General features: G+C 72.5%; 22 protein-coding genes and 1 riboswitch. Of the genes, 12 read left to right on the top strand and 10 right to left on the bottom strand.

Annotated features, from left to right (window positions below; translation table 11 throughout):
- Positions 1 to 143 precede the first annotated feature (143 nt).
- Positions 144 to 1,673 (bottom strand): UDP-N-acetylglucosamine 1-carboxyvinyltransferase, encoded by a 1,530-nt coding sequence (locus ACFV61_RS21645; RefSeq protein ID WP_350875492.1) that lies wholly within the window; start codon positions 1,671 to 1,673, stop codon positions 144 to 146.
- 137 nt (positions 1,674 to 1,810) lie between these two features.
- Positions 1,811 to 2,950, bottom strand: a complete 1,140-nt coding sequence (locus ACFV61_RS21640) for a cobalt-precorrin-5B (C(1))-methyltransferase (RefSeq protein ID WP_380493409.1) — start codon at positions 2,948 to 2,950, stop codon at positions 1,811 to 1,813.
- 400 nt (positions 2,951 to 3,350) lie between these two features.
- Here ACFV61_RS21640 and ACFV61_RS21635 point away from each other — a divergent pair, with 400 nt between their 5' ends.
- Positions 3,351 to 5,090: a TIGR03767 family metallophosphoesterase gene (locus ACFV61_RS21635; RefSeq protein ID WP_079136030.1), complete on the top strand. Its 1,740-nt coding sequence runs from the start codon at positions 3,351 to 3,353 to the stop codon at positions 5,088 to 5,090.
- Between the two features lie 100 nt (positions 5,091 to 5,190).
- Here the strand turns inward: ACFV61_RS21635 and ACFV61_RS21630 are convergent, their stop codons facing one another.
- The 3 genes from ACFV61_RS21630 to ACFV61_RS21620 are packed head-to-tail and all read right to left on the bottom strand — an operon-like array spanning position 5,191 to position 8,686.
- Positions 5,191 to 6,711: a precorrin-2 C(20)-methyltransferase gene (locus tag ACFV61_RS21630; RefSeq protein ID WP_380341719.1), complete on the bottom strand. Its 1,521-nt coding sequence runs from the start codon at positions 6,709 to 6,711 to the stop codon at positions 5,191 to 5,193.
- On the bottom strand, positions 6,708 to 7,334 hold the full coding sequence (locus tag ACFV61_RS21625; protein ID WP_380493407.1) for a precorrin-8X methylmutase: 627 nt from the start codon (positions 7,332 to 7,334) through the stop codon (positions 6,708 to 6,710). The genes ACFV61_RS21630 and ACFV61_RS21625 overlap by 4 nt, the downstream gene beginning before the upstream one ends.
- Positions 7,331 to 8,686, bottom strand: coding sequence for a hypothetical protein (locus ACFV61_RS21620; protein WP_380493405.1), 1,356 nt, complete (start codon positions 8,684 to 8,686; stop codon positions 7,331 to 7,333). The genes ACFV61_RS21625 and ACFV61_RS21620 overlap by 4 nt, the downstream gene beginning before the upstream one ends.
- Before the next feature lie 167 nt (positions 8,687 to 8,853).
- Positions 8,854 to 8,939, top strand: a riboswitch (cobalamin riboswitch).
- 301 nt (positions 8,940 to 9,240) lie between these two features.
- Here ACFV61_RS21620 and cobN point away from each other — a divergent pair.
- Together cobN and lnt are read left to right on the top strand one after the other, a co-directional pair.
- Positions 9,241 to 12,927 (top strand): cobaltochelatase subunit CobN, encoded by a 3,687-nt coding sequence (gene cobN / locus ACFV61_RS21615; protein WP_380493403.1) that lies wholly within the window; start codon positions 9,241 to 9,243, stop codon positions 12,925 to 12,927.
- 89 nt (positions 12,928 to 13,016) lie between these two features.
- A complete protein-coding gene (lnt, locus tag ACFV61_RS21610) occupies positions 13,017 to 14,714 on the top strand; it encodes an apolipoprotein N-acyltransferase (protein WP_380493402.1) in 1,698 nt (565 codons plus the stop codon).
- Positions 14,715 to 14,804: 90 nt separating this feature from the next.
- On the opposite strand, the gene ACFV61_RS21605 is transcribed toward lnt, so the two are convergent.
- From ACFV61_RS21605 to gdhA, 4 genes are all read right to left on the bottom strand, one after another.
- A complete protein-coding gene (locus ACFV61_RS21605; protein ID WP_063350068.1) occupies positions 14,805 to 15,569 on the bottom strand; it encodes a VOC family protein in 765 nt (254 codons plus the stop codon).
- A gap of 76 nt (positions 15,570 to 15,645) precedes the next feature.
- Positions 15,646 to 16,554, bottom strand: a complete 909-nt coding sequence (locus tag ACFV61_RS21600; protein WP_380493399.1) for an NADP-dependent oxidoreductase — start codon at positions 16,552 to 16,554, stop codon at positions 15,646 to 15,648.
- Positions 16,555 to 16,830: 276 nt separating this feature from the next.
- A complete protein-coding gene (locus tag ACFV61_RS21595; protein WP_063350066.1) occupies positions 16,831 to 17,700 on the bottom strand; it encodes an AraC family transcriptional regulator in 870 nt (289 codons plus the stop codon).
- 229 nt (positions 17,701 to 17,929) lie between these two features.
- Positions 17,930 to 19,318 (bottom strand): NADP-specific glutamate dehydrogenase, encoded by a 1,389-nt coding sequence (gene gdhA, locus ACFV61_RS21590; protein ID WP_380493397.1) that lies wholly within the window; start codon positions 19,316 to 19,318, stop codon positions 17,930 to 17,932.
- Positions 19,319 to 19,666: 348 nt separating this feature from the next.
- Here gdhA and ribA point away from each other — a divergent pair, with 348 nt between their 5' ends.
- The 9 genes from ribA to ACFV61_RS21545 all read left to right on the top strand — a co-directional run bounded on the left by ribA (position 19,667) and on the right by ACFV61_RS21545 (position 25,525).
- Positions 19,667 to 20,305, top strand: coding sequence for a GTP cyclohydrolase II (gene ribA / locus ACFV61_RS21585; protein WP_380373888.1), 639 nt, complete (start codon positions 19,667 to 19,669; stop codon positions 20,303 to 20,305).
- A gap of 14 nt (positions 20,306 to 20,319) precedes the next feature.
- Positions 20,320 to 20,943, top strand: a complete 624-nt coding sequence (locus ACFV61_RS21580; RefSeq protein ID WP_380493395.1) for a recombinase family protein — start codon at positions 20,320 to 20,322, stop codon at positions 20,941 to 20,943.
- 627 nt (positions 20,944 to 21,570) lie between these two features.
- Positions 21,571 to 21,849: a hypothetical protein gene (locus ACFV61_RS21575; protein WP_380373894.1), complete on the top strand. Its 279-nt coding sequence runs from the start codon at positions 21,571 to 21,573 to the stop codon at positions 21,847 to 21,849.
- Between the two features lie 246 nt (positions 21,850 to 22,095).
- Positions 22,096 to 22,419, top strand: a complete 324-nt coding sequence (locus ACFV61_RS21570; protein ID WP_380493393.1) for a hypothetical protein — start codon at positions 22,096 to 22,098, stop codon at positions 22,417 to 22,419.
- Positions 22,346 to 22,873, top strand: coding sequence for a DUF6879 family protein (locus ACFV61_RS21565; RefSeq protein WP_380493391.1), 528 nt, complete (start codon positions 22,346 to 22,348; stop codon positions 22,871 to 22,873). Before ACFV61_RS21570 ends, ACFV61_RS21565 begins: the two co-directional genes overlap by 74 nt.
- A gap of 36 nt (positions 22,874 to 22,909) precedes the next feature.
- The gene (locus tag ACFV61_RS21560) at positions 22,910 to 23,758 is read left to right on the top strand and encodes a helix-turn-helix domain-containing protein (protein WP_380493389.1); all 849 of its coding nucleotides are present in this window, start codon (positions 22,910 to 22,912) and stop codon (positions 23,756 to 23,758) included.
- 283 nt (positions 23,759 to 24,041) lie between these two features.
- Positions 24,042 to 24,356 carry a hypothetical protein gene (locus ACFV61_RS21555; RefSeq protein ID WP_380493388.1) on the top strand — a complete coding sequence of 105 codons (315 nt, stop codon included), beginning with the start codon at positions 24,042 to 24,044 and terminating at the stop codon, positions 24,354 to 24,356.
- Positions 24,357 to 24,379: 23 nt separating this feature from the next.
- Positions 24,380 to 24,520, top strand: a complete 141-nt coding sequence (locus ACFV61_RS21550; RefSeq protein ID WP_380373906.1) for a hypothetical protein — start codon at positions 24,380 to 24,382, stop codon at positions 24,518 to 24,520.
- Between the two features lie 441 nt (positions 24,521 to 24,961).
- Positions 24,962 to 25,525: a hypothetical protein gene (locus ACFV61_RS21545; protein ID WP_380373908.1), complete on the top strand. Its 564-nt coding sequence runs from the start codon at positions 24,962 to 24,964 to the stop codon at positions 25,523 to 25,525.
- A 261-nt stretch (positions 25,526 to 25,786) separates the two neighbouring features.
- Here ACFV61_RS21545 and ACFV61_RS21540 read toward each other — a convergent pair.
- A partial coding sequence (locus tag ACFV61_RS21540) for a hypothetical protein (protein WP_380493385.1) occupies positions 25,787 to 26,995 on the bottom strand: 1,209 nt, incomplete at its 5' end.

Below are 26,995 nucleotides of genomic sequence, written 5' to 3'. Positions count from 1 at the left end.
GAGAGATTGATATCTTTCTCCGCCGCCCCCGCGGGCCGCCCCGCGCTGCCTAGCTCGCCCACCCCCCCGCCCCGTGAGCCCCCGGGGGCCCCCCCGGGGGGCGCCGGGTCGGCCATCTGATCGTGCTTCAGATCCGGATCGGATCAGATGTCGCGGAAGGTCTCGATCTGCGCGCCGATGGAGTTGAGGCGCTCGGCGAGGTCCTCGTAGCCGCGGTTGATGACGTAGACGTTGCGCAGGACGGAGGTGCCCTGGGCGGCGAGCATCGCGAGGAGGATGACGACCGCGGGGCGCAGGGCCGGCGGGCACATCATCTCGGCGGCGCGCCAGCGGGTGGGGCCCTGGACCAGGACGCGGTGCGGGTCGAGGAGCTTGACGTCGGCGCCGAGGCGGGTCAGCTCGGTGAGGTAGATCGCACGGTTGTCGTAGACCCAGTCGTGGATCATCGTGGTGCCGTGGGCGGCCGCGGCGATGGCCGCGAAGAACGGCACGTTGTCGATGTTGATGCCGGGGAACGGCATCGGGTGGATGGTGTCGATCGGCGCGGTCAGCTTGGACGGGCGCACGGTGAGGTCGACCAGGCGGGTGTGGCCGTTGTGGGCCCGGTACTCGGGGGTCCGGTCGTAGTCGAGGCCCATCCCCTCCAGTACCGCGAGTTCGATCTCCAGGAACTCGATCGGCACCCGGCGGATCGTCAGCTCGGAGGAGGTGACGACGGCGGCGGCGAGCAGGCTCATCGCCTCCACCGGGTCCTCGGCCGGGGTGTAGTCGACGTCGCAGGTGATCTCCGGGACGCCGTGGACGGTGAGGGTGGTGGTGCCGACGCCCTCGATCCGCACGCCCAGCTTCTCCAGGAAGAAGCACAGGTCCTGGACCATGTAGTTGGGCGAGGCGTTGCGGATGACGCTGACGCCGTCGTGCCGGGCGGCGGCCAGCAGGGCGTTCTCGGTGACGGTGTCCCCGCGCTCGGTCAGCACGATCGGACGGTCCAGCGGGGTGCCCGGCTCGACCGAGGCGTGGTAGGCGCCGCCGGTGGTGGCGACCTCCAGCCCGAAGCGGCGCAGCGCGGTCAGGTGCGGCTCGACGGTGCGGGTGCCGAGGTCGCAGCCACCCGCGTACGGGATGGCGAAGCGACTGGCGCGGTGCATCAGCGGGCCGAGGAACATCAGCACGCTGCGGGTGCGGCGGGCCGCCTCGACGTCCATCGCCGCGAGGTCGAGCTCGGCGGGCGGGGTGAGTTCGAGGTCGCGGCCGTCGTTGGTCCAGCGGCTCTTGACGCCGATGCTGGTGAGCACCTCGAGGATGCGGTAGACCTCTTCGATCCGGGCGACGCTGCGCAGCGTGGTGCGTCCGGTGGTCAGCAGCGAGGCGCAGAGGATCGCGACGCAGGCGTTCTTGCTGCTGCGGACGTCGATGGCGCCGGAGAGTCGGGTGCCGCCGGCGACCCGCAGGTGCATCGGGCCGGAGTAGCCGAGGGAGACGATCTCGCTGTCGAGGGCTTCGCCGATGCGCGCGATCATCTCAAGGCTGACGTTCTGCTTGCCCTGCTCGATGCGGTTGACCGCGCTCTGGCTGGTGCCGAGGGCCTCGCCGAGCTGTGCCTGGGACCAGCCGCGGTGCTGGCGGGCGGTACGGATGAGGGTGCCGATACGGGTGAGGTAGTCGCCTGTCACTCGCCAGACCATATCTCATGGTTGAGATGGCGACAGAACCAGGGGCGGGCGTGACACTCCTTTTGTCCGTTTCTCGCCCCGTATGAACGTCAGATCTTCACATCACCAGGCGGTATTGCCGCGATTCTGTGAGAGTGTCACGGCCCGAGCGGCTCCGCCCGGCCGACGACGGTGCCCGCGCGGTCGATGCAGATGACGTCCACCGCCACCGGCGAGCCGACCAGCACGCCGAGCGCCGTCGCCCGCGCCGCCTCGGCGACCAGATCGCCCAGCGGCACCCCGGCCGCCCGGCACAACTGCACCGCCTCCAACCCGGTGTTGGCGGCGGCCACCGCCTCGGCCAGCGCCCCGTCGGCCCCGCCCCGCCGCGCCAGTTCGGCCAGGTACCCCTTGTCCACCTGGGAGCGCGCCGAATGCAGGTCGAGGTGGCCGGCGGCGAGCTTGGACAACTTGGCGAAGCCGCCCGCGATCGTCAGCCGGGGCACCGGGTGGCGCTTGAGGTACTTGAGGACGGCGCCCGCGAAGTCGCCCATGTCGAGCAGCGCGTCCTCAGGCAGTCCGTGCACGGCGACGGCGACCTTCTCGGAGGTCGAACCGGTACAGCCGGCCACGTGGGTGCGGCCCGCCGCCCGGGCCACGTCCACGCCGCGGCGGATGGAGTCGATCCAGGCGGAGCAGGAGTAGGGGACGACGATGCCGGTGGTCCCGAGGATGGACAGGCCCCCGAGGATGCCCAGCCGTGGATTCCAGGTGGAACGGGCGATCTCCTCGCCGTGGTCCACGGAGATCTCGACCACCACGTCCCCGCTGCCGCCGTGCGCGGCGGCCACCTCCGCCACGGCGTCGCGGATCATCTGCCGGGGCACCGGGTTGATCGCGGGCTCGCCGACGGGCAGCGGCAGGCCCGCCTTGGTGACCGTCCCCACCCCCGGGCCGGCCCGGAACACCACGCCGGCGCCGGGCTCGCCGGCCCGCACCGTCGAGCGGATCAGCGCGCCGTGGGTGACGTCGGGATCGTCGCCGGCGTCCTTGACCACGGCGGCCATGGCGCTCGCCGGCCTGGGCGGGACGGCGGCTCGGCCCCCGGCCGCGAGGACCCCAGCCCTGGCTGTCAATTCCTCGGCGGCGAGGGCGAAGGCCGGCTGCTGGCCCTTGGGGAGGGTGATGGCCACCGGGTCCGGGAACTCACCGGTGAGCAGCGCGGTGTACGCGGCCTTGGTGGCGGCGGTGGCGCAGGCGCCCGTGGTCCAGCCGTGCCGCAGGCCGCTGCTCTTCAGCTGGCCGGCCCGGCCCCCGGCTTCGACTCCAGCCTTGGCCGCCGCTTCGGCCCCAGCTTCGGCCCCCGCCTCGGCTCCCGCTTCGGCTCCCGCTTTGGCCACCTGCGTCTCGCTTCCGGCTCCGTTGAGGTGCGGCCGCACCGGCCGTCGGTACCGATTTTCCCCCATTCGCCTGGCCGCGCCCCGACCGGGGGCGGTGGAGCGGGGCCCCGCGGCCCGGTGTCCGAGTCGGGGAGCGGCCGCTGCCCCGCGTTCCCGAAGAGTTCTCCGCACGGGCCTCGCACCCCGCTCCTACCAGTGAGTAATCTGGCGGTCCGCCAGAGGGCGGGTTCATGACACGGGGTCCGGCGGCCGGGTTGTCCGGCCGGGCCATCAGCATGTGGGGGTTTTTGTGGCAGGGATGAGTCGGCGTACGTTCCTCACCGGTACGTCGGTGGCCGCCGCCTGGTCGGCCTTGTCGCTGGGCGGCGGGCAGTTCGCCTCGGCGGCGGAGCGCGAGCGCGCACTGACGGCCACCGCCGCGCGGGCGGTCAAGACGACGGGCACCACGCTCGACCAGGTGGCCACGCCCGTCGGCACCGGCGGGTACAAGCGACTGACGGCCGGGCCGGGCTGGCCGCTGGTGGTTCGCGGCGACCTGGCGGCGCCGGGCACCGGGCGGGACGACCGACGGACCGGGCTGGCCAGCTTCGTCCAGTTCAGCGACCTGCACCTGGTGGACACCGAGTCCCCGGTGCGATTCGAGTACCTGGCCCGGTTCACCGGCAGCGCGTACCGGCCGCAGGAGGCCCTGAACGCCCGCGGCGTCTCGGCCCTCGTCGAGCGGGTCAACGCGCTCGACGGCGGCCCTTACACCGGGATGCCGTTCAGCATGGTGATGGCCACCGGCGACAACACCGACAACCACGAGCAGGCCGAACTCGACTGGTACCTCACCGTCATGGGCGGCGGCCGGCTCGCCCAGAACACCGGTGACCCGAACCGCTACGAAGGCGTGCAGAACTCGGGCAACGCCGCCTACTGGAACCCCGAACTCGCCTACAACGACGGCTACAAGGCGAAGGGCTTCCCGCAGATACCGGGCTTCCTCGACGCCGCCGGCCGGCCGTTCGACGCGCCGGGCCTGCGTACGCCCTGGTACACGACGGTCGGCAACCACGATGACAGCCTTGAGGGTTCGCTGCCGGACCTCGGGCTGCTGAACGACCTCTACACCGGCCAGTACAAGCTGGAGGGCTGCAACGACGCGGACGCGGCCCGGCTGATGGACTCGCTGCGCCGCGACCCGGCCGGCGCCGCGCTCCTGCTCGCGAAGCTGCTCGCGAGCGGCGACGCGGTGCGCCGGATCACCCCGGACGAGCGCCGACGGCCGTTCACGCTCAAGGAGTTCGCCAAGGCCCACCTGAACCCGGCGCACACCGGCGCCGGCCCGTACGGGCACGGCTTCACCTCGGACATGGTGGGCAGCGGCAAGCTCTACTACACCTTCCGCATCTCGGAGAAGGTGCTCGGCATCAGCCTGGACACCACCAACCAGGCCGGATTCGCGGACGGTTCACTGGGCACCGCGCAACTGCGCTGGCTGGAGCAGCAGTTGAAGGCGCACAGCGGGCACTGGTACGACACCGACGGACGCAAGGTGACGGGCGGCAGCACGGACGAGGTGATCCTCCTGTTCAGCCACCACACGAGCACCACCATGGGCAACCTGCTGCCCGACCCGCGCAACATCTTCGAGAAGCGGCACGACGGCAACGAGCTGGTGGCGCTGCTCCAGCGCTACCCGAACGTGATCGCGTGGGTGAACGGCCACACCCACATGAACAAGGTCACGGCGCACGGCCACGCGGTGCCGGAGCGGGCGTTCTGGGAGATCAACACCGCCTCGCACATCGACTACCCGCAGCACGGGCGCATCATCGAGATCGCGGACAACGGGGACGGCACGCTCTCCCTGTTCACGACGCTGATCGAGTCCTCCGCACCGTACGGCACGGACTTCGGCAGCACCTCGGACGCCAACCTCGCCGCGCTGTACCGCGAGCTGTCGTACAACGACCCGAACGGCCGGCCGGCGGCGCTGCTGGGCGCGGGCGAGGACCACAACACGGAGCTGGTGATCGCCAAGCCGACCCGGTGACGGGGAGGCGGGGACGCCGGGCGGCGAACAAGTAACAGAAAACAGATGACAGCTAACAGATGATGAAATCTGTTAGCTGTCATCTGTCAGTCTTCGCCCGTTACTCCTCCGGGTACCGCCGCGGCGTCCAGACGACCTTCACGCCGCCGCCCCGCTCGACCGCCTGGGTCTGCGAGGAGCCGATCAGCAGGATCGTCCGCATGTCGACCAGCGCCGGATCCAGCTCGCCCAAGCGGACGATCCGCACGCGCTCGGTCGGCCCGCCGACGTCACGCGCCATCACCACCGGCGTCTCGGGCGCGCGGTACTCCAGCAGCAGGTCCCGGGCGAGGGCGACCTGCGTGGTGCGCGACTTCGAGCCCGGGTTGTAGAGCGCGAGCACCAGGTCCGCCTCGGCCGCCGCGCGCAGCCTGCGGGCCACCACGTCCCAGGGCTTGAGCCGGTCCGACAGCGACACCACCGCATAGTCGTGCCCGAGCGGGGCGCCGGCCCGGGAGGCGGCCGCGTGCGCCGCGGTCATCCCCGGGACGATCCGCACCGGGACGTCCCGGTAGGCCTCCTCGCAGGCGACCTCCAGGACGGCGGTGGCCATCGCGAAGACGCCCGGGTCACCCGAGGACACCACCGCGACCTTGTGCCCGCGCCGGGCCAGTTCGAGGGCGTACTCGGCGCGCTCCGACTCGACCTTGTTGTCCGAGCCGTGCCGCCGCTGGCCCGGCCGCTCGGGCACCCGGTCCAGGTAGGTGGTGTAGCCGACCAGGTCGGTCGCCTCGGCGAGGACGCCGCGCGCCTCGGGGGTGAGCCAGAGCGGCCCGGCCGGACCGGTGCCGATGACGGCCACCGCGCCCGCGCCGTCCGTCCGCCGCTCCACCGGCTCCAGCGGCGCGACCTTGCTCGGCAGCACCGCCACCGAGAAGTACGGGACGGTCTCGCCCTCGACCTCCGCGAGCGGCAGGATGCGCTCCCCGTCCATGAACGCGCGCTCGACGTACTGCGCGTCGTCGAGCCGGCCGGCCCGCTCCAGCGCCCGCCGGACGGCCGGGAAGGTGCGCCCCAGCTTCATGATCACGGCGGAGTCGGCGGCGGCGATCCGCGCCGTCAGCTCCTCCTCGGGCAGCGTGCCCGGGATGACGGTGAGCGTCTCCTCGGCCTCGGTCAGCGGCTGGCCGAGCCGGGCGGCCGCGGCGCTGACAGAGGTCACGCCCGGCACCACCTCGGTCGGGTAGCGGTGCGCGAGCCGCTTGTGCATGTGCTGGTACGAGCCGTAGAACAGCGGGTCGCCCTCGGCGAGGACCACGACGTCGCGGCCGGCGTCCAGGTGGGCGGCCAGCCGGGCGGCGGCCTCCTCGTAGAAGTCGTCCAGCGCGCCCCGGTAGCCGCCCGGGTGGTCGGTGGTCTCGACCGTGATCGGGTAGACCAGCTTCTCCTCGATCTGACCATCCGCCAGATAGCGCTCGGCGATCGAGCGCGCGATGGACCGGCCGTGCCGGGCGCTGTGATAGGCCACCACGTCGGCCTTGCCGATGAGTTCGGCCGCCCGGACGGTCACCAGCGACGGGTCGCCGGGGCCGAGCCCGACCCCGTAGAGCCGGCCGACACCAGAGGTCTGACGATCCGTCACTCTTCTTCGCTCGCAATCGCGTTGACGGCGGCGGCGGCGATCGCGCTGCCGCCGCGCCGGCCGCGCACCACCAGGTGCTCCAGGCCGGACGGGTGCTCGGCCAGGGCCTGCTTGGACTCGGCGGCGCCGATGAAGCCGACCGGGACGCCGATCACCGCGGCCGGGCGCGGCGCGCCGGCCTCGATCATCTCCAGCAGCCGGAACAGCGAGGTCGGCGCGTTGCCGACGGCCACCACCGCGCCTTCCAGCCGGGGCAGCCACAGTTCCATGGCGGCGGCGCTGCGGGTGTTGCCCATCTTCCGGGCGAGCTCCGGCACGGACGGGTCGGTGAGGGTGCACACGACCTCGTTGTCGGCGGGCAGCCGCTTGCGGGTGACGCCGCTCGCCACCATGTTCACGTCGCACAGGATCGGCGCCCCGGCCCGCAGCGCCTCGCGCGCGGAGGCGACCACGCCCGGTGAGTACACCAGGTCCTCGACCAGGTCGACCATCCCGCAGGCGTGGATCATCCGCACCGCGACCTGGGAGACGTCCGCCGGGAGGGTGGCCAGGTCGGCCTCCGCACGGATGGTGGCAAAGGACTGGCGGTAGATGGACGCGCCGTCCTTCTCGTACTCGATCACTTCGTGGTCCTCCTGGCCTCGGCGACCGCCTCGGCCATCTCCTCGTTCGTCACGTCCACGGCCGCCCCGGCGGCCGCCGGACCGTTCACCGTCACCCGGTAGCCCTGCCCGGTGGCGAGCACGTCCACCCACCGCCCGGCCGGATGACCGCAGCGTCGTTCACACCCCGACCAGTGCACCGGGAGACCGGCGGTCGGGAGGCCGGCCATCGGAAGGCCCGCAGTCGGAAGGCCGGTAGCCGGAAAGCCGGTAACCGGAAGGCCGGTAGCCGGAAGGCCGCCGACCGGCGGGCTCCCGGTGGCAGCTGCCGCATCGAGCGCCCGCGCCGCGTCGGCCCGGACGTCGGCCCGCGACTTGGCGCACCCCGGCAGTCCGGTGCAGGCGGTGGCCCGCTCCCAGGGCGAGCCGGGCGCGGTCCGGAACCCGGCCGCCGCCAGCGCGGGCAGCCGGTCGGCCGGCGCCCCCGGCAGCACCGCGCCGCGCCAGGGCGTCAGCCGGATCTCCCCGGCGCAGGCGCCCGCGAGTTCCCGCCACTGCGCGGCGCCGGCCCGGCCGAAGCGCATGCCCACCGACAGCCCGCCCGCCACCTCGGGGAACGAGCCGGCCGTGCGGACCACGCCGACCGCGGGCGCGGCCCCGGCGAGGGCGGGCACCGGCACGGGCCCGGCCGGCAGCAGCTCGGGGACCTCGCGCAGGTGCCAGGCCTTGCGCCCGCTCTCGCGCAGCACGTCCAGGAAGGCCCGGGCCGCGTCGAGCACGGCCGTCACCTCCTGCCCCGCCGGCACCGGACGCCCGTGGGCGGCCCGTCCGAGGCGCAGCAGCGCCGACCCGTCCGGGCCTGCGATCAATGTCACATCGGCGTCGAACGCGGCGACGTCGCCCCGCCCGTCGTCCAGCGCGAACAGGAACTTGCCGGAGAGCCCGGCCGCCCAGTCGCTCGCGCACAGCCGCGCGTCCAGCTCCCGCGCCCAGGCCTGCACGTCGGCGAAGCCGTGTCCGTCGAGCCCGGCGAGCGGGGAGGCCACGATGTTGCGGACCCGTTCGTGCGTGTCCGAGGGCAGCAGGCCGACGGCGCGCAGCCGTTCGGCGAGTTCGGCCCCGCAGTGCGAAGCCAGGCCGCGGAGTTGGACGTTGCCGCGGGAGGTGGTCTCCAGTTCGCCGTCGCCGAGCGCCTCGGCGGCGTCGGCCAGCGCCAATGCCTGACGGACCGTCAGCAGACCGCCGGGCAGCCGGACCCGGGCCAGGGCGCCGTCGTCGGCCGGATGTAGACGAAGGGCCCCTGGGCAGGCGTCCGCGCGCCCCCGGTCGGGCACCGCGGCGCCCGGCGCGGTGGCGTCGGGTGTCGGTGGCATGGCCGCGAGCATACAGATGATCCGATCGGTTGCCTTTGTCCGTCGCCTCACACCCCGGGCGCTCCGGGCGGCCTCCCCGGGATCGCCCTCCCCCAGGTCAGCCGCACCCCGTACGATGCTGGCGGACGGTCCCCGCGGACCGTCCGCACGCCAGCGACGGCGCAGGGGAGGAAACCGGTGCAAGCCCGGTGCGGTCCCGCCACTGTGACCGCGGTTCACCGGGAGACCGGACGGCCGCGGGAGCCAGGAACTCCTGCCGTCCTCCACCGGCCCGGGGCGCGGACCCCGAGGAAGGCTCGAAGAGCAATGCGCTGCCGCATGCCCGCGCCCGGGTCCCCGGGCACCTCACGCCCGCCCGACTCCGGGCGCTTCGCCGACGCCTCGGCGCTCCTTCGGTCGCCGGTCACGCGCCGTCGCTCGCTTTCGTCCGCCGCATGCCACGCGCCTTCGTCCGTCGCATGCCACGCGCTTTCGTCCGTCGCTCGTCACTCGTCACTTTCCACGCCGGCGCGCCCTTCGGCTCGGGGCGGCTCCGAGGCCGGGAGGGCCTTCGCATGATCCTGCTGCTGTCGACGTCCGACACCGACCTGCTCAGTGCCCGCGCCGCCGAGGGCCCGGTCCGCTACCGGCTCGGCAACCCGGCCCGGCTCACCCCCGAGGACCTGCCCGCGCTGCTGGAGGGCACCGACCTCGTCGTGGTCCGCCTGCTCGGCGGTCGCCGCGCCTGGCAGGAGGGCCTGGACACGCTGTTGGCCGGCCCCCGTCCGGTGATCGTGCTGACCGGTGAACAGGCCCCCGACGCCCAGCTGATGGAGCTGTCCACCGTCCCGGCCGGCATCGCCGCCGAGGCGCACGCCTACCTCGCGCACGGCGGCGCCGCCAACCTCGCCGAGCTGGCCGCCTTCCTCTCCGACACCGTGCTGCTGACCGGCCACGGCTTCGCCCCGCCCGCCTCCGCCCCGGCCTGGGGGCCGCTGGAGCGCGAAGCCCGTACGCAGGACGGCCCGACGGTCGCGGTGCTCTACTACCGCGCCCACCACATGAGCGGCAACACCGCCTTCGTCGAGACGCTCTGCCGGGCGATCGAGGACCAGGGTGCGCAGGCCAGGGCCTACTACTGCGCCTCGCTGCGCGGCGCCGAGCCCGAGCTGCTGGCCGCGCTCGGCGAGGCCGACACGCTCGTCACCACCGTGCTCGCCGCCGGCGGCACCCGCCCGGCCGACGCGCAGGCCGGCGGCGACGAGGAGGCCTGGGACGCGGGCGCGCTCGCCGCCCTGGACCGGCCGATCCTCCAGGCGCTCTGCCTCACCTGGTCGCGCGCCCAGTGGGAGGCCAGCGACGATGGCCTGTCCCCGCTGGACACCGCCACCCAGATCGCGGTGCCGGAGTTCGACGGCCGGCTGATCAGCGTCCCGTTCTCCTTCAAGGAACTGGACGAGGACGGCCTCACCGTCTACGCCGCCGACCCGGAGCGCGCCGCCCGGGTGGCCGGCACCGCCGTCAAGCACGCCCGGCTGCGGCACATCCCGGCCGCCGAGCGCCGCCTGGCGCTCGTGCTGTCCGCCTACCCGACCAAGCACGCCCGGGTCGGCAACGCCGTCGGCCTGGACACCCCGGCCAGCGCGATCCGCCTGCTGAACCGGCTGCGCGCGGAGGGCATGGACCTGGGTTCGGACCTCCCCGGGCTGGACGGAACGAACGGGGACGGCCACGCCGGCTCCCGCGACGCCTCGTCCGACGGCTCCCACGACGCGTCCCAGGACTCCTCGCTCGACGCCTCCCACGAGGGCGACGCCCTGATCCACGCCCTGATCGCGGCCGGCGGCTACGACCAGGACTGGCTCACCGAGGACCAGCTGGCCCGCAACCCGGTGCGCATCCCCGCCGCCGACTACCGCCGCTGGTACGCCACGCTCCCCCAGGGGCTGCGCGAGCACGTCGAGGAGCACTGGGGCCCGGCCCCCGGCGAGCTGTACGTCGACCGCTCGCAGAACCCGGACGGCGACATCGTGCTGGCCGCGATCCGCTCCGGGAACCTGCTCGTCCTGATCCAGCCGCCGCGCGGTTTCGGCGAGAACCCCGTCGCCATCTACCACGACCCCGACCTGCCGCCGAGCCACCACTACCTGGCCGCCTACCGCTGGATCGAGGCCGCGCAGGCCGACGGCGGCTTCGGCGCGCACGCCGTCATCCACCTCGGCAAGCACGGCAACCTGGAGTGGCTGCCCGGCAAGACCGCCGCGCTGTCCGCCGAGTGCGGCCCGGACGCCGTCCTGGGCGATCTGCCGCTGATCTACCCGTTCCTGGTCAACGACCCGGGCGAGGGCACCCAGGCCAAGCGCCGCGCCCACGCCACCCTGGTCGACCACCTCGTCCCGCCGATGGCCCGCGCCGACTCCTACGGCGACATCGCCCGCCTGGAGCAGCTGCTGGACGAGCACTCCAACATCGCCGCGATGGACCCGGCCAAGCTGCCCGCGATCCGCGCGCAGATCTGGACCCTCATCCAGGCCGCCAAGCTGGACCACGACCTCGGTCTGGACGAGCGCCCCGAGGACGACGGCTTCGACGACTTCCTGCTGCACGTCGACGGCTGGCTGTGCGAGATCAAGGACGCCCAGATCCGCGACGGCCTGCACGTCCTCGGACAGGCGCCGGCCGGCACCGACCGGGTCAACATCGTGCTCGCCATCCTGCGCGCCCGCCAGATCTGGGGCGGCGTCAGTGCGCTGCCGGGCCTGCGCGAGGCGCTCGGGCTGGACGAGGCCGCGCTCACCCTCGGGGCCACCGACGCCGCCGAGGCCCAGGCCCGCGCCCTGGTCGAGGCCATGGAGGCGCAGGACTGGGCGGTCGAGGCGGTGGAGAAGGTCGCCGCCGGGCTGCCGGAGGCCGTCCACGACGTGCTGACCTTCGCCGCCACCCAGGTGGTGCCGCGGCTGGCCGCCACCACCGACGAGCTGGACGCCGTGCTGCACGCGCTGCGCGGCGGCTTCGTCCCGGCCGGGCCGTCCGGCTCGCCGCTGCGCGGCCTGGTCAACGTGCTGCCGACCGGCCGCAACTTCTACTCCGTCGACCCGAAGGCCGTCCCGAGCAAGCTCGCCTGGGAGACCGGCCAGGCGCTCGCCGCCTCGCTGGTCGAGCGGTACACCGCCGACAACGACGGCGCCTACCCGCCCTCGGTCGGGCTGTCGCTGTGGGGCACCAGCGCGATGCGCACCGCCGGCGACGACATCGCCGAGGCCTTCGCCCTGCTCGGCGTCCGCCCGGTCTGGGATGACGCCTCGCGCCGGGTCACCGGCCTGGAGCCGATCGCCCTCGCCGAGCTGGGCCGCCCGCGCATCGACGTGACGCTGCGCATCTCCGGCTTCTTCCGCGACGCCTTCCCGCACGTGGTCGCCCTGCTGGACGACGCGGTGCGCCTGGCCGCCGCCCAGGAGGAGCCCGCGGAGCAGAACTTCGTGCGCGCCCACGTCCAGGCCGACCTCGCGGTGCACGGCGACGAGCGCAAGGCCACCGTCCGCGTCTTCGGCTCCCGCCCGGGCACCTACGGCGCGGGCCTGCTCCAGCTGATCGACAGCAGGGACTGGCGCACCGACGCCGACCTGGCCGAGGTGTACACGGTCTGGGGCGGCTACGCCTACGGGCGCGGACTGGACGGGCGGCCGGCCCGCGAGGAGATGGAGACCGCGTACAAGCGGATCACCGTCGCCGCGAAGAACACCGACACCCGCGAGCACGACATCGCCGACTCGGACGACTACTTCCAGTACCACGGCGGCATGGTGGCCACCGTCCGGGCGCTCACCGGCAAGGCGCCGACCGCCTACATCGGCGACTCGACCCGCCCGGAGACGGTCCGCACCCGGACGCTGACCGAGGAGGCCGCCCGCGTCTTCCGCGCCCGGGTGGTCAACCCGCGCTGGATCGAGGCGATGCGCCGGCACGGGTACAAGGGCGCGTTCGAGATGGCCGCGACGGTGGACTACCTGTTCGGCTACGACGCCACGACGGGCGTGGTCGCGGACTGGATGTACGAGAAGCTCACCCAGGAGTACGTGCTCGACCCCGTCAACCGGGAGTTCCTGACCGGCGCCAACCCGTGGGCGCTGCACGGGATCAGCGAGCGGCTGCTGGAGGCGGCCAGCCGCGGGCTGTGGGAGCAGCCCGACCCGGAGCTGATCGCGCAGTTGCAGGCCGCGTTCCTGGAGACCGAGGGGGACCTGGAGGGCGACGAGGGCTGAGCCACGGGGGTGGCCACCAGTGTTCCCGTAGTCCATTCGGGTGACAGGAACACTGGTGGCGCAGTCCGTCCGAGCGGACAATACGGGGCATGCCCCGCCGCCTCGCCCTCACCAGCCCCGCCCGGCGCACGCCGCACCGGGAGCACTCCGAGCACCGCGAGCACCCTGAGCACTCCCCGCATCCCGGGCACCCCGAGCACTCCTCGCATCCCGGGCACCCCCGGCACCCTGAACCTCCCGGGCACTCCGAATACGGCGGGCAGTCCGGACACGGCGGCCACCCGCAGGCGCGCCCGCACCGCTACCGCGCGCGGTTCGGCGCCCTGGCCGCCGGGGCGGTACCGGTGCTCGCCTTCCCGGCGCCGGGGCAGGCCTGGCTGGCGTGGGTCGCGCTCGTCCCCGGGATGCTGCTGATGCAGCGCGCGCCCGGCGGGCGGGAGGCGGCGGTGCGCGGGTGGTGGTTCGGGGCGGGCTTCATCCTGACCGCGATGTACTGGCTGGTCCCGTCCATCGGGCCGGGGCTACCGGTGCTCGCCGTGCTGTTCGGGGCGCTCCAGGGCGGCTTCGGGTACGCCGTCCACCGGCTGCTGCACCCGCCGCTGACCGACCGTCGGGCGCTGCTCGCGCTGCTCGTCGTCCCGGCGGTCTGGGTGACCACCGAGTACGCGCGCTCCTGGGACGCCCTCGGCGGGCCGTGGGCACTGCTCGGCGCCACCCAGTGGCAGCACCCGGCGATCCTCGGGCTCGCCTCGACCGGCGGGATCTGGCTGGTCAGCGCGGCCGTCGCGGCCGCCAACACCGGGGTGCTGATCGTCCTGACCGCCGTGCACCGGCGGCCGCGCGCCCTCGCGGCGCTGACCACCGTCCTGGTCCTGGCCGCCGGACCGCTGCTGTTCGCCCTGCGCGACGCCCCCGCCCCGGCCGGGGCGGTCACCGTCGCGCTGGTCCAGCCCGGCATCGTGGACGACCCGCAGGCCCGGTTCGAGGCCAGCGCCCAGGCCACCGCCGCGCTCGGCGGGCAGCCGGTGGACCTGGTCGTCTGGGGCGAGAGCAGCACCACCGCCGACCTCGACCGCGACCCGGCCGCGCTCGACCGGCTGCGCCAACTCTCCACCGCCACCGGGGCGCAGATCATCGCCGGGGAGGACGCCCGCAAGGCGGACGGGCGGATCTCCAAGGACGCGGTACTGGTCTCCCCCGCGGGCGTGCTGGACCGCTATCGCAAGATCCGGCTGGTGCCCTTCGGCGAGTACATCCCGCTGCGGCCGGTGCTCGGCTGGATCGCCGGCGTCAGCCGGGCGGCCGGCGAGAACCGGGCGCCCGGCACCGCCTTCCACGTCCTGCCGGCCACCGACCGGGCGGGCGGACCGCTGCCGGTCGGCGCGCTGATCTGCTTCGAGTCGGCCTTCCCCGACCTGGCCCGCACCGCCGCGCGGGACGGCGCCCGGGTGCTGGTCTACCAGTCCTCCACCTCGACCTTCCAGCACACCTGGGCACCCGAGCAGCACGTCTCGCTGGCGGCGATCCGGGCCGCCGAGACCGGCCGGCCGGCCGTGCAGGCCTCGCTGACCGGGGTGTCGGCGGCCTTCGACGCGCAGGGCCGCGAGCTCGCCCGGCTCGGTACCGACGGCACCGGCGCGCTGACCGTCCGACTGCCGCTCACCGAGCCCGGGACGCTGACCTGGTACGACCGGATCGGCGACGTGGTGCCGATCGGCGCGCTGCTCGTCACCGCGGGCGCGACGGCGGCGGCGTGGCGTTCCAGCCGCAGTCGGCGCCCGGTGTGAGGGCGGAGACTGCGCCCGACGGGAGGACGTCGGGGTCCTCGGCAGGGGCGTCGACAGGGGCGCGGGCAGGGGCGTGGCCTCCGGGGGGGGTCAGCCCTCGGTGCCGGCCAGGTAGACGCCGAACGACGCGCCCTGCGGGTCGCGCAGCACCGCGATCCGGGGGCCGTCCGGCACGTCGGTGGCCCCCATCAGCACGTCCGCGCCGAGGCCGCTCGCCCGGGCGACGGTGTTGTCGACGTCCGCGACCGAGAAGTACGGCAGCCAGTGCGGCGGCACCTGCGGCGGGAAGCGGTCGTCCATCACGAGCATGCCGCCGAAGTCGGCGCCGTCCAGGCCCCACTGGGTGTACTGCTCGGACGGGCTGACGGACCAGCCGAAGACCGCCGGGTAGAAGGCGGTCGCACCGGCCGGGTCGCGGGTGAGCAGTTCCACCCAGCCGAGCGAGCCCGGCTCGTTGAACACCTCGGCGCCCGCGAACGCGCGGGCCTGCCAGAGCAGGAACACCGCGCCGGAGCTGTCCCCGACCACCGCGAAGCGGCCGAGGTCGGACACGTCGGTGGGCTCCTTCAGGACCTTGCCGCCGGCGTTCTCGACCTTCGCGACGGTGGCGTCGGTGTCGGTGACCGCGAAGCAGGTCGACCAGGCGATGGGCTGCTGCGGCGCGAACCGCGGGCTGACGGCGGCCGCCGTGGCGTCGCCGAGGAACATCTGGGTGTAGCCGCTGGCCTCGGGGCGCACATCGGCCTCGGCCCGCCAGCCGAACAACTCACCGTAGAAGGTGCTGGCGGCGGCCGGGTCGGAGGTGCCCAGCTCGACCCAGCAGGGGCCGCCGATGGTCACGGAGTTCTGCTTCATGGCTTCTTCTCTCGACTTCTTCTCTCGGTTCTCGATCTCTCGGCCCTTGTTGACTGATCGTCACTCTTGCTTTGTGTCACGCGACTTCGAGCACCACCTTGCCGCGGGCATGGCCGGATTCGACGAAGGCGAGCGCCTCGGCGGCCCGGGCCAGCGGGTAGCGGCCGGTGATGTTCGGGTCCAGCTCACCGGCGGCGACCAGGGCCGCCAGCGCGGACAGGGTCTCGGACGTCGTCGAGCGGGTGATGTAGCGGCCGCCGAGTTCGGCCACGGTGGCCGGGTCGGCGGTGCTGACCAGCTCCGTACGGTCCTTGCGCACGGGGGCGGCGGCCCGCAGGGCGTCGCCGCCGACCAGGTCGAGGATGCCGTCGACGCCGTCGGGCGCCGCGGCCGCGATCCGTTCGGCGACGCCGTCGCCGTAGCGGACCGGCACCGCGCCGAGGGACTCCACGTACGCACGGTTGGCGTCGCTCGCGGTGCCGAGGACGATCAGGCCGCGACTGCGGGCGATCTGGGCGGCCGCGCTGCCGACACCGCCGGCGATGCCGAGGATCAGCAGCGTCCGGCCGGCGCCGAGGCCGAGGTCACGGACGGCGTCATCCGCGGTGGCCGCCGACACGGGCAGGACGGCCGGCTGGTCGAAGCCGACACCCTCGGGCTTGAGCGCGCTCAACTCGGCGCGCATCAGCGTCTGTTCGGCGTAGGCACCGGCGGCCGCGAGGCCGAACACCTCATCGCCCGGGGTGAACCCGGTGACCCCGGGGCCGACTTGCAGGACCACGCCCGAGGCCTCCTGGCCCATGACGGCGGGGAGTTCGCGCTCCCGGCCGAGCAGGCCCGTGCGGATCTTCCAGTCCACCGGGTTCACCCCGGCCGCGCCGACCGCGATCGCCAGCTGCCCGGGGCCGGGCTCCAGCACCGGGCGGTCCAGGAACTCCTGTGTCTCCGGCCCGCCGTAGTCGACGAAGCCGAATGCCTTGGCCATCGGTGATCCCACTCCTCGGGTAGCGGTTGCGATCCCCCGTCCTCCCCGCCCCAGCATGCGGGCGGGGGAGGACGGGTGCGGGCGCTGCTGGGCCGAACGGGGGCGGGCGGGGCGGCGGGCGGCGGCAGTGGGCGCTGTGGGCGCTGTGGGCGCTGTGGGCGCTGTGGGCGCTGTGGGCGCTGTGGGCGAACAAAAAACAGATGACAGATAACAGATTTCGAAATCTGTTATCTGTCATCTGTCATCTGTTAGTTGTCAGCTGTCAGCGGCCGTCCGTCAGCGCAGCGCCCGCGCCACCGGAATCCACAGCTGGGCCTCCGCCTGGCCGTCCGACAGGAACCGGGTGCGCAGGATCTCCGGCCCCGGCCGGAACTCGTACGGGTTGGACGGGAACCACTGCGTGAAGACGTCCCGCCACATCTCCTGGAGGGCCTTCGGGAAGGTCCCGGTGTTGGAGAAGGCCGCCCAGGTGCCCGCCGGCACCTCCCGAACGTCCAGGCCGTCCGGGACGACGGTGTCCGCGTCCGCCACCACCGCGTGGTAGTAGTCGAGTTCGACACCCTCTTCACGGCTCTCCGAGAAGAACTCGGTGACCGAGAGGATGCCTTCCGGCTCGCGGCCCGAGAGCGCCGAGATCCGGTCGACGGTCTCCTGGCCGAGCCCCTTGATGAACGAGGCGATGGCCGGGTTCACGCCCTCGTGCACCAGCGGGACCCGCGCCCGCCGACCGATGATCCGGAAGTCCGGCTGCTCGATGATCCGGTATTCCATACTGCTGCTTCCCTCCACGACGAGTCGGAAGGACATCCGGGGCTGGGACTTGAGCACCGCGCCCTCGCGCCGGGCCTCACCGGGCCCGACCCCGTGCATCGCCCGGAACGCCCGGGCGAACGCCTCCCCCGAGGTGTAGCCGTACCGGATCGCGACCTCCAGCAACGTCCGCTCCCCGCCGAGGACTTCGGCCCCGGCGACGGTCAACCGCCGGCGCCGGACGTAGTCCGACAGCGGCATCCCGGAGAGCATCGAGAACAACCGTCGGAAGTGGTACTCCGACGTCATCGCGATTCGGGCCAGCTCGGCGACCTCGACCTCCTGGTCCAGGTTCCGTTCGATGTGCTCCATCGCCCGGTTCAGGTGTTCCAGCACTCCGACCCCGTCCTTCCCTTACTGATCACCACCGTAGGAAGGACCCACCCTGCCGCACCCGACAATCGGTGCCCGCTCCGGTCGGGTACCGATCGCCGGGTGACGGCGAGTCGCGCCGTCGGCGCCGGGCGAAGGGCCGCGGGCGCCGGGCGGAGGACCGCGAGCTCCAGGCGGAGGACCGCGAGCTCCAGGCGGAGGACCGCGGGCGCCGGGTGGCGGGCGGCAGGGCTCAGATCAGGCCCTGGGCCAGCATCGCGTCCCCGACCAGCTCGAAGCCGGCGATGTTCGCGCCCACCACGTAGTCGCCCGGGTGTCCGTAGCGCTCGGCGGTGGTGAAGCAGGAGTCGTGGATGTGCTTCATGATCCCGGCCAGCCGCTCCTCGGTGCGGGCGAAGGTCCAGGAGTCGCGCGAGGCGTTCTGCTGCATCTCCAGGGCACTGGTGGCCACGCCGCCCGCATTCGCCGCCTTGCCCGGGCCGAAGGCCACCCCGGCTTCCTGGAACACCCGGACCGCCTCCGGGGTGGTGGGCATGTTGGCCCCCTCGGCGACCGCCAGCACCCCGCCCCGCACCAGGGCCAGCGCGTCCGTCTCGGTCAGCTCGTTCTGGGTGGCGCAGGGCAGCGCGACGTCGCAGGGCACGCTCCACACGCCAGGGCCCTCGACGAACCGGACGTGGCTGCCGCGCAGTTCGGCGTAGTCGGCGACCCGGCCGCGCCGGACCTCCTTGACCTCCTTGAGGAGCGCGAGGTCGATGCCCTTCTCGTCCACCACGTAGCCGGTGGAGTCGGAGCAGGTGAGCACGGTCGCGCCGAGCTGCTGCGCCTTCTCGATCGCGTAGATGGCGACGTTGCCGGATCCGGAGACGACGACCCGGCGCCCGTCCAGGCTCTCGCCGCGGCTGTGCAGCATCTCGGCGGTGAACAGCACGCAGCCGTAGCCGGTCGCCTCGGTCCTGGCCTGCGCGCCGCCCCAGCCGAGGCCCTTGCCGGTGAGCACGCCGCTCTCGTAGCGGTTGGTGATCCGCTTGTACTGGCCGAACAGGTAGCCGATCTCCCGGCCGCCGACGCCGATGTCCCCGGCGGGGACATCGGTGTGCTCGCCGAGGTGGCGGTACAGCTCGGTCATGAAGGACTGGCAGAACCGCATGACCTCGGCGTCCGAGCGGCCCTTGGGGTCGAAGTCGGAGCCGCCCTTGCCGCCGCCGATCGACAGCCCGGTGAGCGCGTTCTTGAAGATCTGCTCGAAGCCGAGGAACTTGACGATGCCGAGGTTCACCGAGGGGTGGAAGCGAAGCCCGCCCTTGTACGGGCCGAGGACGCTGCTGAACTCCACCCGGAAGCCGCGGTTCACGTGGATGTCGCCGGAGTCGTCCGTCCACGGCACCCGGAACATGAGCTGCCGCTCGGGCTCGCAGATCCGCTCGATGATCCGGGCGTCGACGAACTCGGGGCGGCGGGCGAGCACCGGCCCGAGGGTCTCCAGGACCTCGTGGACCGCCTGGTGGAACTCCGTCTCACCCCTGTTCCGGCGGACCACGTCCGCGTAGAGCGCCTCGATCACGCGCTGCTCGGCGTCGACGGAGGTCGGGGAGGTGGCGGCGGGAGGGGTTGTGGGCATCTGATCAGGACCTTCCGTGGTCGTCGGTGCTCGTGCGCGAGGCATTCCCGTGCCCAGGAAACGGGGGAATCCTCGCAGTGTCCACGGTCCGGCTCCCGACGCATCCACATGCTGAAACCCCCACGCCTCGCGGACCGTACGATCCACCAGCGCCCTCGCGTCCGCACGGAGCCCGACTGAACCACAGTCCGTAGTCGAATCGGGCACGGACAGTATTTAGTTGTTCAAATTGGAACTACCGAGTACGGTCATCGACATCCGATCCACCCCGGGCCGGCCGGCCCGCCCCTCTCGACCCATCGGTTCGTCGGTTCGCCGACCCATCTCCTCATCGACGGAGGCCCACCCATGCCGCAGCCCGGCCCCGCCACGGTGCGCTCGCGTGTGCGCATCCCGCTGACCTTCCACGACGGCTACCGCGCCGAGGCGCAGGCCCTCACCTTCCACGACCTCGCCGACGGCGCGGAGCACCTGGCGCTCGCGTTCGGCGAGGTGCCGGAGGGCGGGACGCCGCTGGTACGCCTGCACTCGGAGTGCCTGACCGGCGACGTCTTCGGCTCGGACCGCTGCGACTGCGGCCCGCAGCTGCGCGAGTCGGTCGAGCGGATCGCCGAGGCCGGCGGCTACCTGCTGTACCTGCGGCAGGAGGGCCGGGGCATCGGGCTCTACAACAAGCTGGAGGCCTACTCCTTGCAGGACTCCGGATTGGACACGTACGACGCCAACACGGCGCTCGGCCTGCCCGAGGACGGCCGGGACTACACCGCCGCCGCCCAGATGCTCGCCACCCTCGGCGCCACCGGCATCGACCTGCTGAGCAACAACCCGGACAAGGCGCAGCAGTTGGCCGACCTCGGGATCACCGTGCGGCGGCGGGTGCCGACCGGCGTGCACCTGTCCGCGAGCAACGTGCGCTACCTGCGGGCGAAGGTTCGCGGAACGACCTTTTCACTCGCTCATGATCTTTTGCGGGGGCGCGTCAGCTGACCGAAGGTGTGATCATGGACGGCCCCGACGTGATGGACCTGTACTGCCGCAAGTCGAAGAAGCTGCGACAGGGAAGCCACAAGCAAGAGCTGTCCATGGACGCCCAGGAGGCCCGAGGAAGGGGCTTCGCCGCCCGCGAGGGCTACCGGAGCGGGGTCGTCCACCGCGAGAACCTGTCGGCGTACAAAAGCGAGGTCCGGCCGAGGTTCGACAAGGCCCTGGACCGGCTCCACGAAGGCGAAGCGGCGGCCCTGTGGTCGTACAACATGAGCCGGTTCAGCCGGAAGGGCGCGGGTGAGGTCGTCGGTGTCCTGGACGCCGGTAAGCGGCTGATCTTCGATTGGGACGGCCTGGACTCGATCCGGCCGCGCGATCGGAAGCACATCATCAACGCGGCCGAGGAGTCCCGCGAGTTCTCCGCCCGGCTGTCGGAGAAGGTCCGGGACACGAAGAACGAGCAGCGCCGACAGGGCCGCTGGCTCGGGGCCGCTCCGTACGGCCTGAAAGCGACCACGAAGCCGAAGCTCGCCCACACCGAGGCTGCGACACCGCGCCCGCTGTTCGGCCGGGGGCGGGCTCGACCCGACCGCCCCCGCCAAGCCCGACCACCTGGCCATCGCCGAACGGCTGCTCCGTAAGGCGTGGTGAGCACAGGGGCGGGGCTTTAAACGGGCCGGAATGTCCCCTTCACAGCGTGGCCGGGAATAACGGGTACAGGATTCACCCCCTATTCAGAGCCCACGGAAGGGCGACCCGCAAGACTCTGTGCGCCCGCACGGTGGCCCCTCAGAGCCCGGCCGCAGCCGAGGGCCCGTGGGCGCCCCGTGAGGCCGTGACGCGGGTGGGCAGCAGCCTTGGCGACCCCGCCCAACTGGACCAGGTCACGGCGTCTCCGCAACTGCGGCAGATTCCGTAGCTACCCGTGCAGGCCAGCGCGCGGCCAACGAATCGCGGTTGCACGGCTTCGCGCTGGCCTTGCGCGCCTTACGGCTACAACTTCCTTTCTTCGTAGCCTTGTTAATCAGAATCGAGGGAAAGGAGAGTGCGCGTCGGCGCGTGACGCCGGCCACTGCCCCGGGGGGTGACTCCCCTTCGCGCCTCCTTCTTCACCGGGGCGTCATAGCAGGCCAGCACCGATGCGCATGGGCACAGACCAACCCTCCTGCACACACTGTGACAATCAACCACCCTGAGTAGGGAAAGGGATTCCCCTGCACGAGATCATCACTGACCTTCGGGCCGGACTCGCCGCCCTGGAGATCGAGTTGGACCCCCAGGAAGACGCCGCGCTCCGCCTCGCCGAGCACCACCTGCGCGACGCCTCCCACTGCGACGAACAGGTCCGCGCCGACGGCCGACTGATCGCCGGAGGCACCCGCCACGGCGTCCAGGTCGCCCACCCCCTGATCGCAGAAGCCCGACAGCTCCGCGCCGAGGCAGGCCGCCTGATCGCCCGCGTCCGCCTCCCCGGCGACGAGCCCGAGACGGGCCGCTCCAACGCCGCGCGCAGCCTCGCCGCCCACCGTTGGGGCAACCGCATCTGACCGCCTGAGCAGACCGGCCCCGGCCGCCCAATGAACTGGGTGGCCGGGGCCTTTCGTGCGTTCTGGACCCTCGGGATTCCAGTGGGCTATCCGGGCTTGCCTGCCGAGCGAACGTCCCGGCTCATCTTGCGTTGAACGGCGTGGGGGACGCGCCTCATACCGACTTCGTGCAATTTCGTGCATGCGGGGTTGTGGATCTCACTCACAGGGCTGACGGTGGTGCATGTCCCCGCAACTCCCTAGACGTTGGAGATCGTCGTGGCACTAGATTTCGTGGGCATCGACCCGACCACCGGCGGCGGAGGCTCGCCCACCGTGTGGGTCGAGGACGAGACGGAGGAGATCGTCGTGCAGAGCTTGACGGCCGATGCCGCGCTCTGCGAGAAGATCGCGGGGACCGAGTGGGTTCCCGGCCACGCGATCGGAATCCCCGCTCATGAGTCCGTGATCCGTATCCCGGCGCGCATGCTGCCGATCCTGAAGGAGGCTATCGAACGTGTCGAACGTGCCCGACTTCGCCGCGCTGCTGAAGAACGCGCAGAAGACCGCAGTACACCTGGAGATGCGTGACGCCTACGCTGTCGGCGACGAGGCAGAGGAGATCGACCGCTTCGCCCGCACTGGCGAGATCGAGTTGGACCCCGAAGCCTCGTGGTGGCCCGAGTGGCTGGGTCTCGTCCGCGAGACGATCGGCCGTGGGGTGGTCATGCGCAGGGCCCGGATCGTCTCCGAGCCGGTGACCGACTACATCCGGTGGGAGCACGCGGTCACCCCGATGAATCTCGCTGCTGGGGAACTGGTCCGGTGGCTTCCGAGGAGTCAGGCGTCGGACATCGCGTTGCCGGGTAACGACTTCTGGCTGATCGACGACAGGTTGGTGCTGTTCCACTTCTTCACGGGGTACGGCGACTGGGCCGAACCCGGGTTCGCCTTCTCCGAGGACCCCGCGACGATTCGTCTCGTCTCTTCCGCGTTCGAAGCCGTCTGGGAGCGGGGCACCCCGCACGACGAGTACAGCGTCTGACCTACCCCTACCCTGCGAGCACCGGACCGCCAGACAATGCCGACGTCACCGTCATCAAGCGCGCAAGCGGCGCGTCTTGCCCTTGCCAACCGCCTGGTCGGCCTCCGCAAGGATGCCGGACTGACGGGTAAGCAACTGGCGTTCCGGTGCGGGTGGAACCCTTCGAAAGTGTCCCGAATCCAGAGCGCGCGGACCCCGCCGGCCGATTCCGATATTCGGGCGTGGTGCGCGGCCTGCTCGGCGTCCGACCAGGCGGACGATCTGATCGCCACGTCGAGAGCGGTCGAATCGATGTACCTGGAGTGGCGGCGGCTCCACCGCACCGGGATGCGCCAGGTACAGGAGGACTTCTATGCGCTCCACGAGCGGGCGGAGTTGTGCCGGACGTACGTCTCGAACGTCGTTCCTGGCTTCCTCCAGACTCCGGAGTACGCGACTGCCCTGATGCGCTCCATCACGGAATTCCAGGGAACCCCTGACGACGTAGCCGACGCCGTTGCCGCGAGGGTGGCGAGGGGACGGCTTCTGCACGAGGGCAGACACCGGTTCGCGGTACTGATGGAGGAATGGGTACTCCGCTCCCGTATCGGCGACGCGGAGACCATGGCCGGACAACTCGGCCATCTCCTTGCCATGATGCCGCTGGCCTCGCTGTCGCTGGGGGTTATCCCGTCCACCGCGCAGCGCGGCATGTGGCCCCTGGAAGCGTTCTACCTGTACGACGATCGGCACGCCGTCGTGGAGACGCTGACGGCTGAGGTCAACGTCACTCAGCCTCGTGAGATCGCTGACTACGTCCGGGCGTTCGGCGAGTTGCAGTGTCTCGCGGTCTACGGTGCCCAGGCGCGTGCACTCATCACATCGGCGATAGGCGCGCTTGGGTGAATCCGCGCAAGGCTGTGCAACTTGCTCGCGGGCCGCGCCGCCACCTCCCTACCTTCCTGCTGACGGCTTGCAGACGCAGTCGCAGCGGCGGATGTAGGGAGCGTGCGAGCGATGACTGTTTCGCGGCAGCGACGGCCCCTCCGGGACGACCGGCGGGCCTCCCCGGAGGAGATGGCCGCGATCCTGGCCGAGTACCGGAAGGCCGAGGCCGATCGGAAGGCGGGCGCCCTGCCGAGCGTGCGTCCGGCGTGTGGTTGCCGCGTTCACGCGGGGAGGTTGCCTGATGGCTGGCGCTGACGCCTGGTACGGCCGCCCCGGGCACGCCGGGCTGTGCCCCGTCCCTCGTTCCGGTGCGATCGGCATGGAGGGGTACGGCGTCCTGGACTACCGCGCGGGTGGTGCGCCGACCTGGGCGCGGGGGCAGGCCGGGCGGGACGTGTGGTTCTCCAGCTACGCGGAGGCCCGGGACTGGGCGGCGCAGCAGATGAGCCCGACCGCCGAGAGGCCCGAGTTGGAGCCCGCCGTGGATTCGCCGACGCTGGCCCGGCTGCGGGCGGCTACGCAGCAGATCAACGCGCGGCCCGTATGGATGAGGTGACTGCGGCCGACCTGGGGCGGCTCATGGCCGATGACCAGATGGCCGAGTACCGCGAGGCTGCCGAGCAGGCCCGCGCCGGTCACACCACCCGGGCCGAGGTCTGGGCCTACGTGGTGGCCGGATCGCTCTGCATGGTCGCCCTGGGATGGCTGCTGACCCGCTGAGACTCCCGTCCGTGCGTCGTCCCCCCGGGGCGCACGGGCGGGCCCGAACTCCCGCCCCGACCGGCGGACCTGGACAGCTCGAACGGTCGGAGCGGGTTCCGCAACACCGAACGGCCCGGCCGCCAACCGGTGACCGGGATATCCCAGCGCGAGGAGGCACCAGTATGCGCTACGACCCGCCCAACAAGCCCGAGAGGCCGCCCGGCCCCATGGAGCCCGGATCGTCCGCCACCACCGCCGAGTAGGAGGACTCACCCATGCGCTTCGAGATCATCGTGTCCAAGCACAAGGGCAACGAGAAGCCCCCGCCGAAGCACGCGGGCAAGCCCGCGAAGGAGAACCCCAACCCGACGCCGTCGAAGTGACGGACTGACACTCTGGACGGCCCCCGCGTGCACCATGCCGCGCGGGGGCCGTCCCCCGTTGCAAGGGAGTCACTCGGTGGACGACCGAATCGTCATCTCGTACCAGTCGCGCCACTTCGCCGGAACGGACTGGAAGGCGCGGGCCGACCGCTGGACGGCAAGCTTCTACCTCAATGACGGCGACACCGTGTTCGGCACCGCCACCATGACGCGTGTGATCCCGGGTGCGACCCCGAACCCACGCGCAGCGCTGGAGTTGGACCCCGGCCTGCTCGATCGCATCCCTCGTGTGATCTTCACCGAGGACGGTGGACTCGTGCCGATCCTGGCTGAGCTGTGCCCCTCGCTGCTGCTCCTGCTGGAGTCCGTCGAGGTCTCCGCCGAGTGGCGGGGGAAGGGCGTCGCGATGCGCCTGGCCGTCGAGGCCCTTCGCCGCCTGGCGGTCCCCGGGGCGCTCGCCGTCTGCTACCCGGCACCGATCCACGACCACGGGCCGGACGAGCCGTGCAGCTACGACTCCGACGACCCCGAGGTGCGGCGGCCGGACGAGGAGGCCATCGAGAAGCTTCGGCGGGCCTGGGAGGAACACGGGTTCTCGTTGCTCGCCGAAGGGGTGTACGTCCGGCGCGTGGAACCCTGATCGAGGTAGGCACGACGACCAGCATCGAGCGCACGTGTCGCCCAGGGGAAAACCGCAGGTCAATGGCGAGGTGTACCCTTATTCGCTGCGCCAAGGTGGAGCGGACCGGGCACTCGATCGAACTGTCCCGGCTGGTCGGCTGAGCCGGATGGCGGCTGGATCGCCGGCGGCGGGCGGCTGACAACTGACAGCCGCCAGATAACAGATTTCAAAATCTGAAAGCTGAACTCTGTCATCTGTTATCTGTCAGCCGTTCGCCCGTCAGCCGCCCGCCCCCGTACCCGCCCCCCGCGCCCGGGCCGTGCGCAGAACCCCGTACGCCGCGAGCGGGAGCGCGACCAGCAACGCGGCCCAGAACGCGCCGTACCCCCAGAACTCCGCGACGGCCGTGAACTGCCCCTGGAGCACCGGGATCCGCAGCGCCTCGACCGGGCCGAGCGGTCCGGGCCAGGCGCCGAGCACCAGCGTGACGGGGATCCAGCAGCCGAGGAGCGCCCGGGCGGTGACCGGCGTCCCCAGGGTGCTCGCGAGGGAGACGACGGCCAGCAGGACGACGAACCCGGACTGGTAGGCCGCACCGGTCTGGCCGGTCCCCCAGGAGGCCGGCGTCGGGTGGTGCCCGGTGGCCGCCAGCCGCACCTCGACCGCCGCCCACAGCAGCAGGGCGAGCACACAGGTGCTCCCGAGCGCGAACAGCGCGCGGTCGCGGGCGCCCACGGGGCCCGTCCGCCACTGCTTGCCGTCCCACCGTGCCGCCGCGCCCCGCCCGGCGAGCCGCCGCCAGGCCTCCCGCACCTGCCGCCGGGCCTCGTGCGCGGGCTTCAGCAGCCGGTTCGCCGCGCGCTCGATCAGCACGAACGACGCCACGATCGCCGCCACCGCCGCGAGGCCGGCCCAACTGCCCATCCCGCCCTCGAACAGCACCACCCGCTCGGCCACCGGTTTCGGCATCTCCAGGCCCGTCATCGGCGGTCCGAGCCGCAGGTAGCCGATGGCGAAGGCCCCGACGCCGGTCAGGGCCGCCGTGCCGAGGCCGACCCGGGCGGGGAAGAAGGCGAGGACGGCGGCGGCGACCAGCGCCGCCCCCAGTTGGCCGACCACCTGCTGGGCCGCGTGCTCGCCGGCCTTCTTCAACGGCCCGCCGAAGGCACCGTCGGGCGAGATCTTGAGCTGGACCCCGGCCTCGACGGGGTAGCGGAACACTGCCCCCGCCCACAGCAGCAACCCGAGGGCGAGGAACAGCAGCAGCACGGCGCCTGCCCGACGCGGCAGGCCGGTCCGGGCGTGTGGCCACCACTCCCGCAGCCGGGCCGGCCAGTCCACCGGCGTCCGTTCACGCCCGCCCTGCCACAGCCGCCCCAGCCACCGGTCCCGGCCGGCCCGGTTCTCCCGGCCTTCCCCGCCCTCCCGGCCCTGGTCGCCGTCGGGCCGCTCGCCCCGGCCCCGGCCGCGCGGGCGCAGCGTCTCGGC

The organism is Kitasatospora sp. NPDC059817, assembly GCF_042731835.1.
In the GTDB taxonomy this organism is placed as follows: Bacteria; Actinomycetota; Actinomycetes; order Streptomycetales; family Streptomycetaceae; genus Kitasatospora.
Note: the sequence above shows the minus strand (reverse complement) of the source record. Positions and strands in the feature narration are given on the sequence as shown.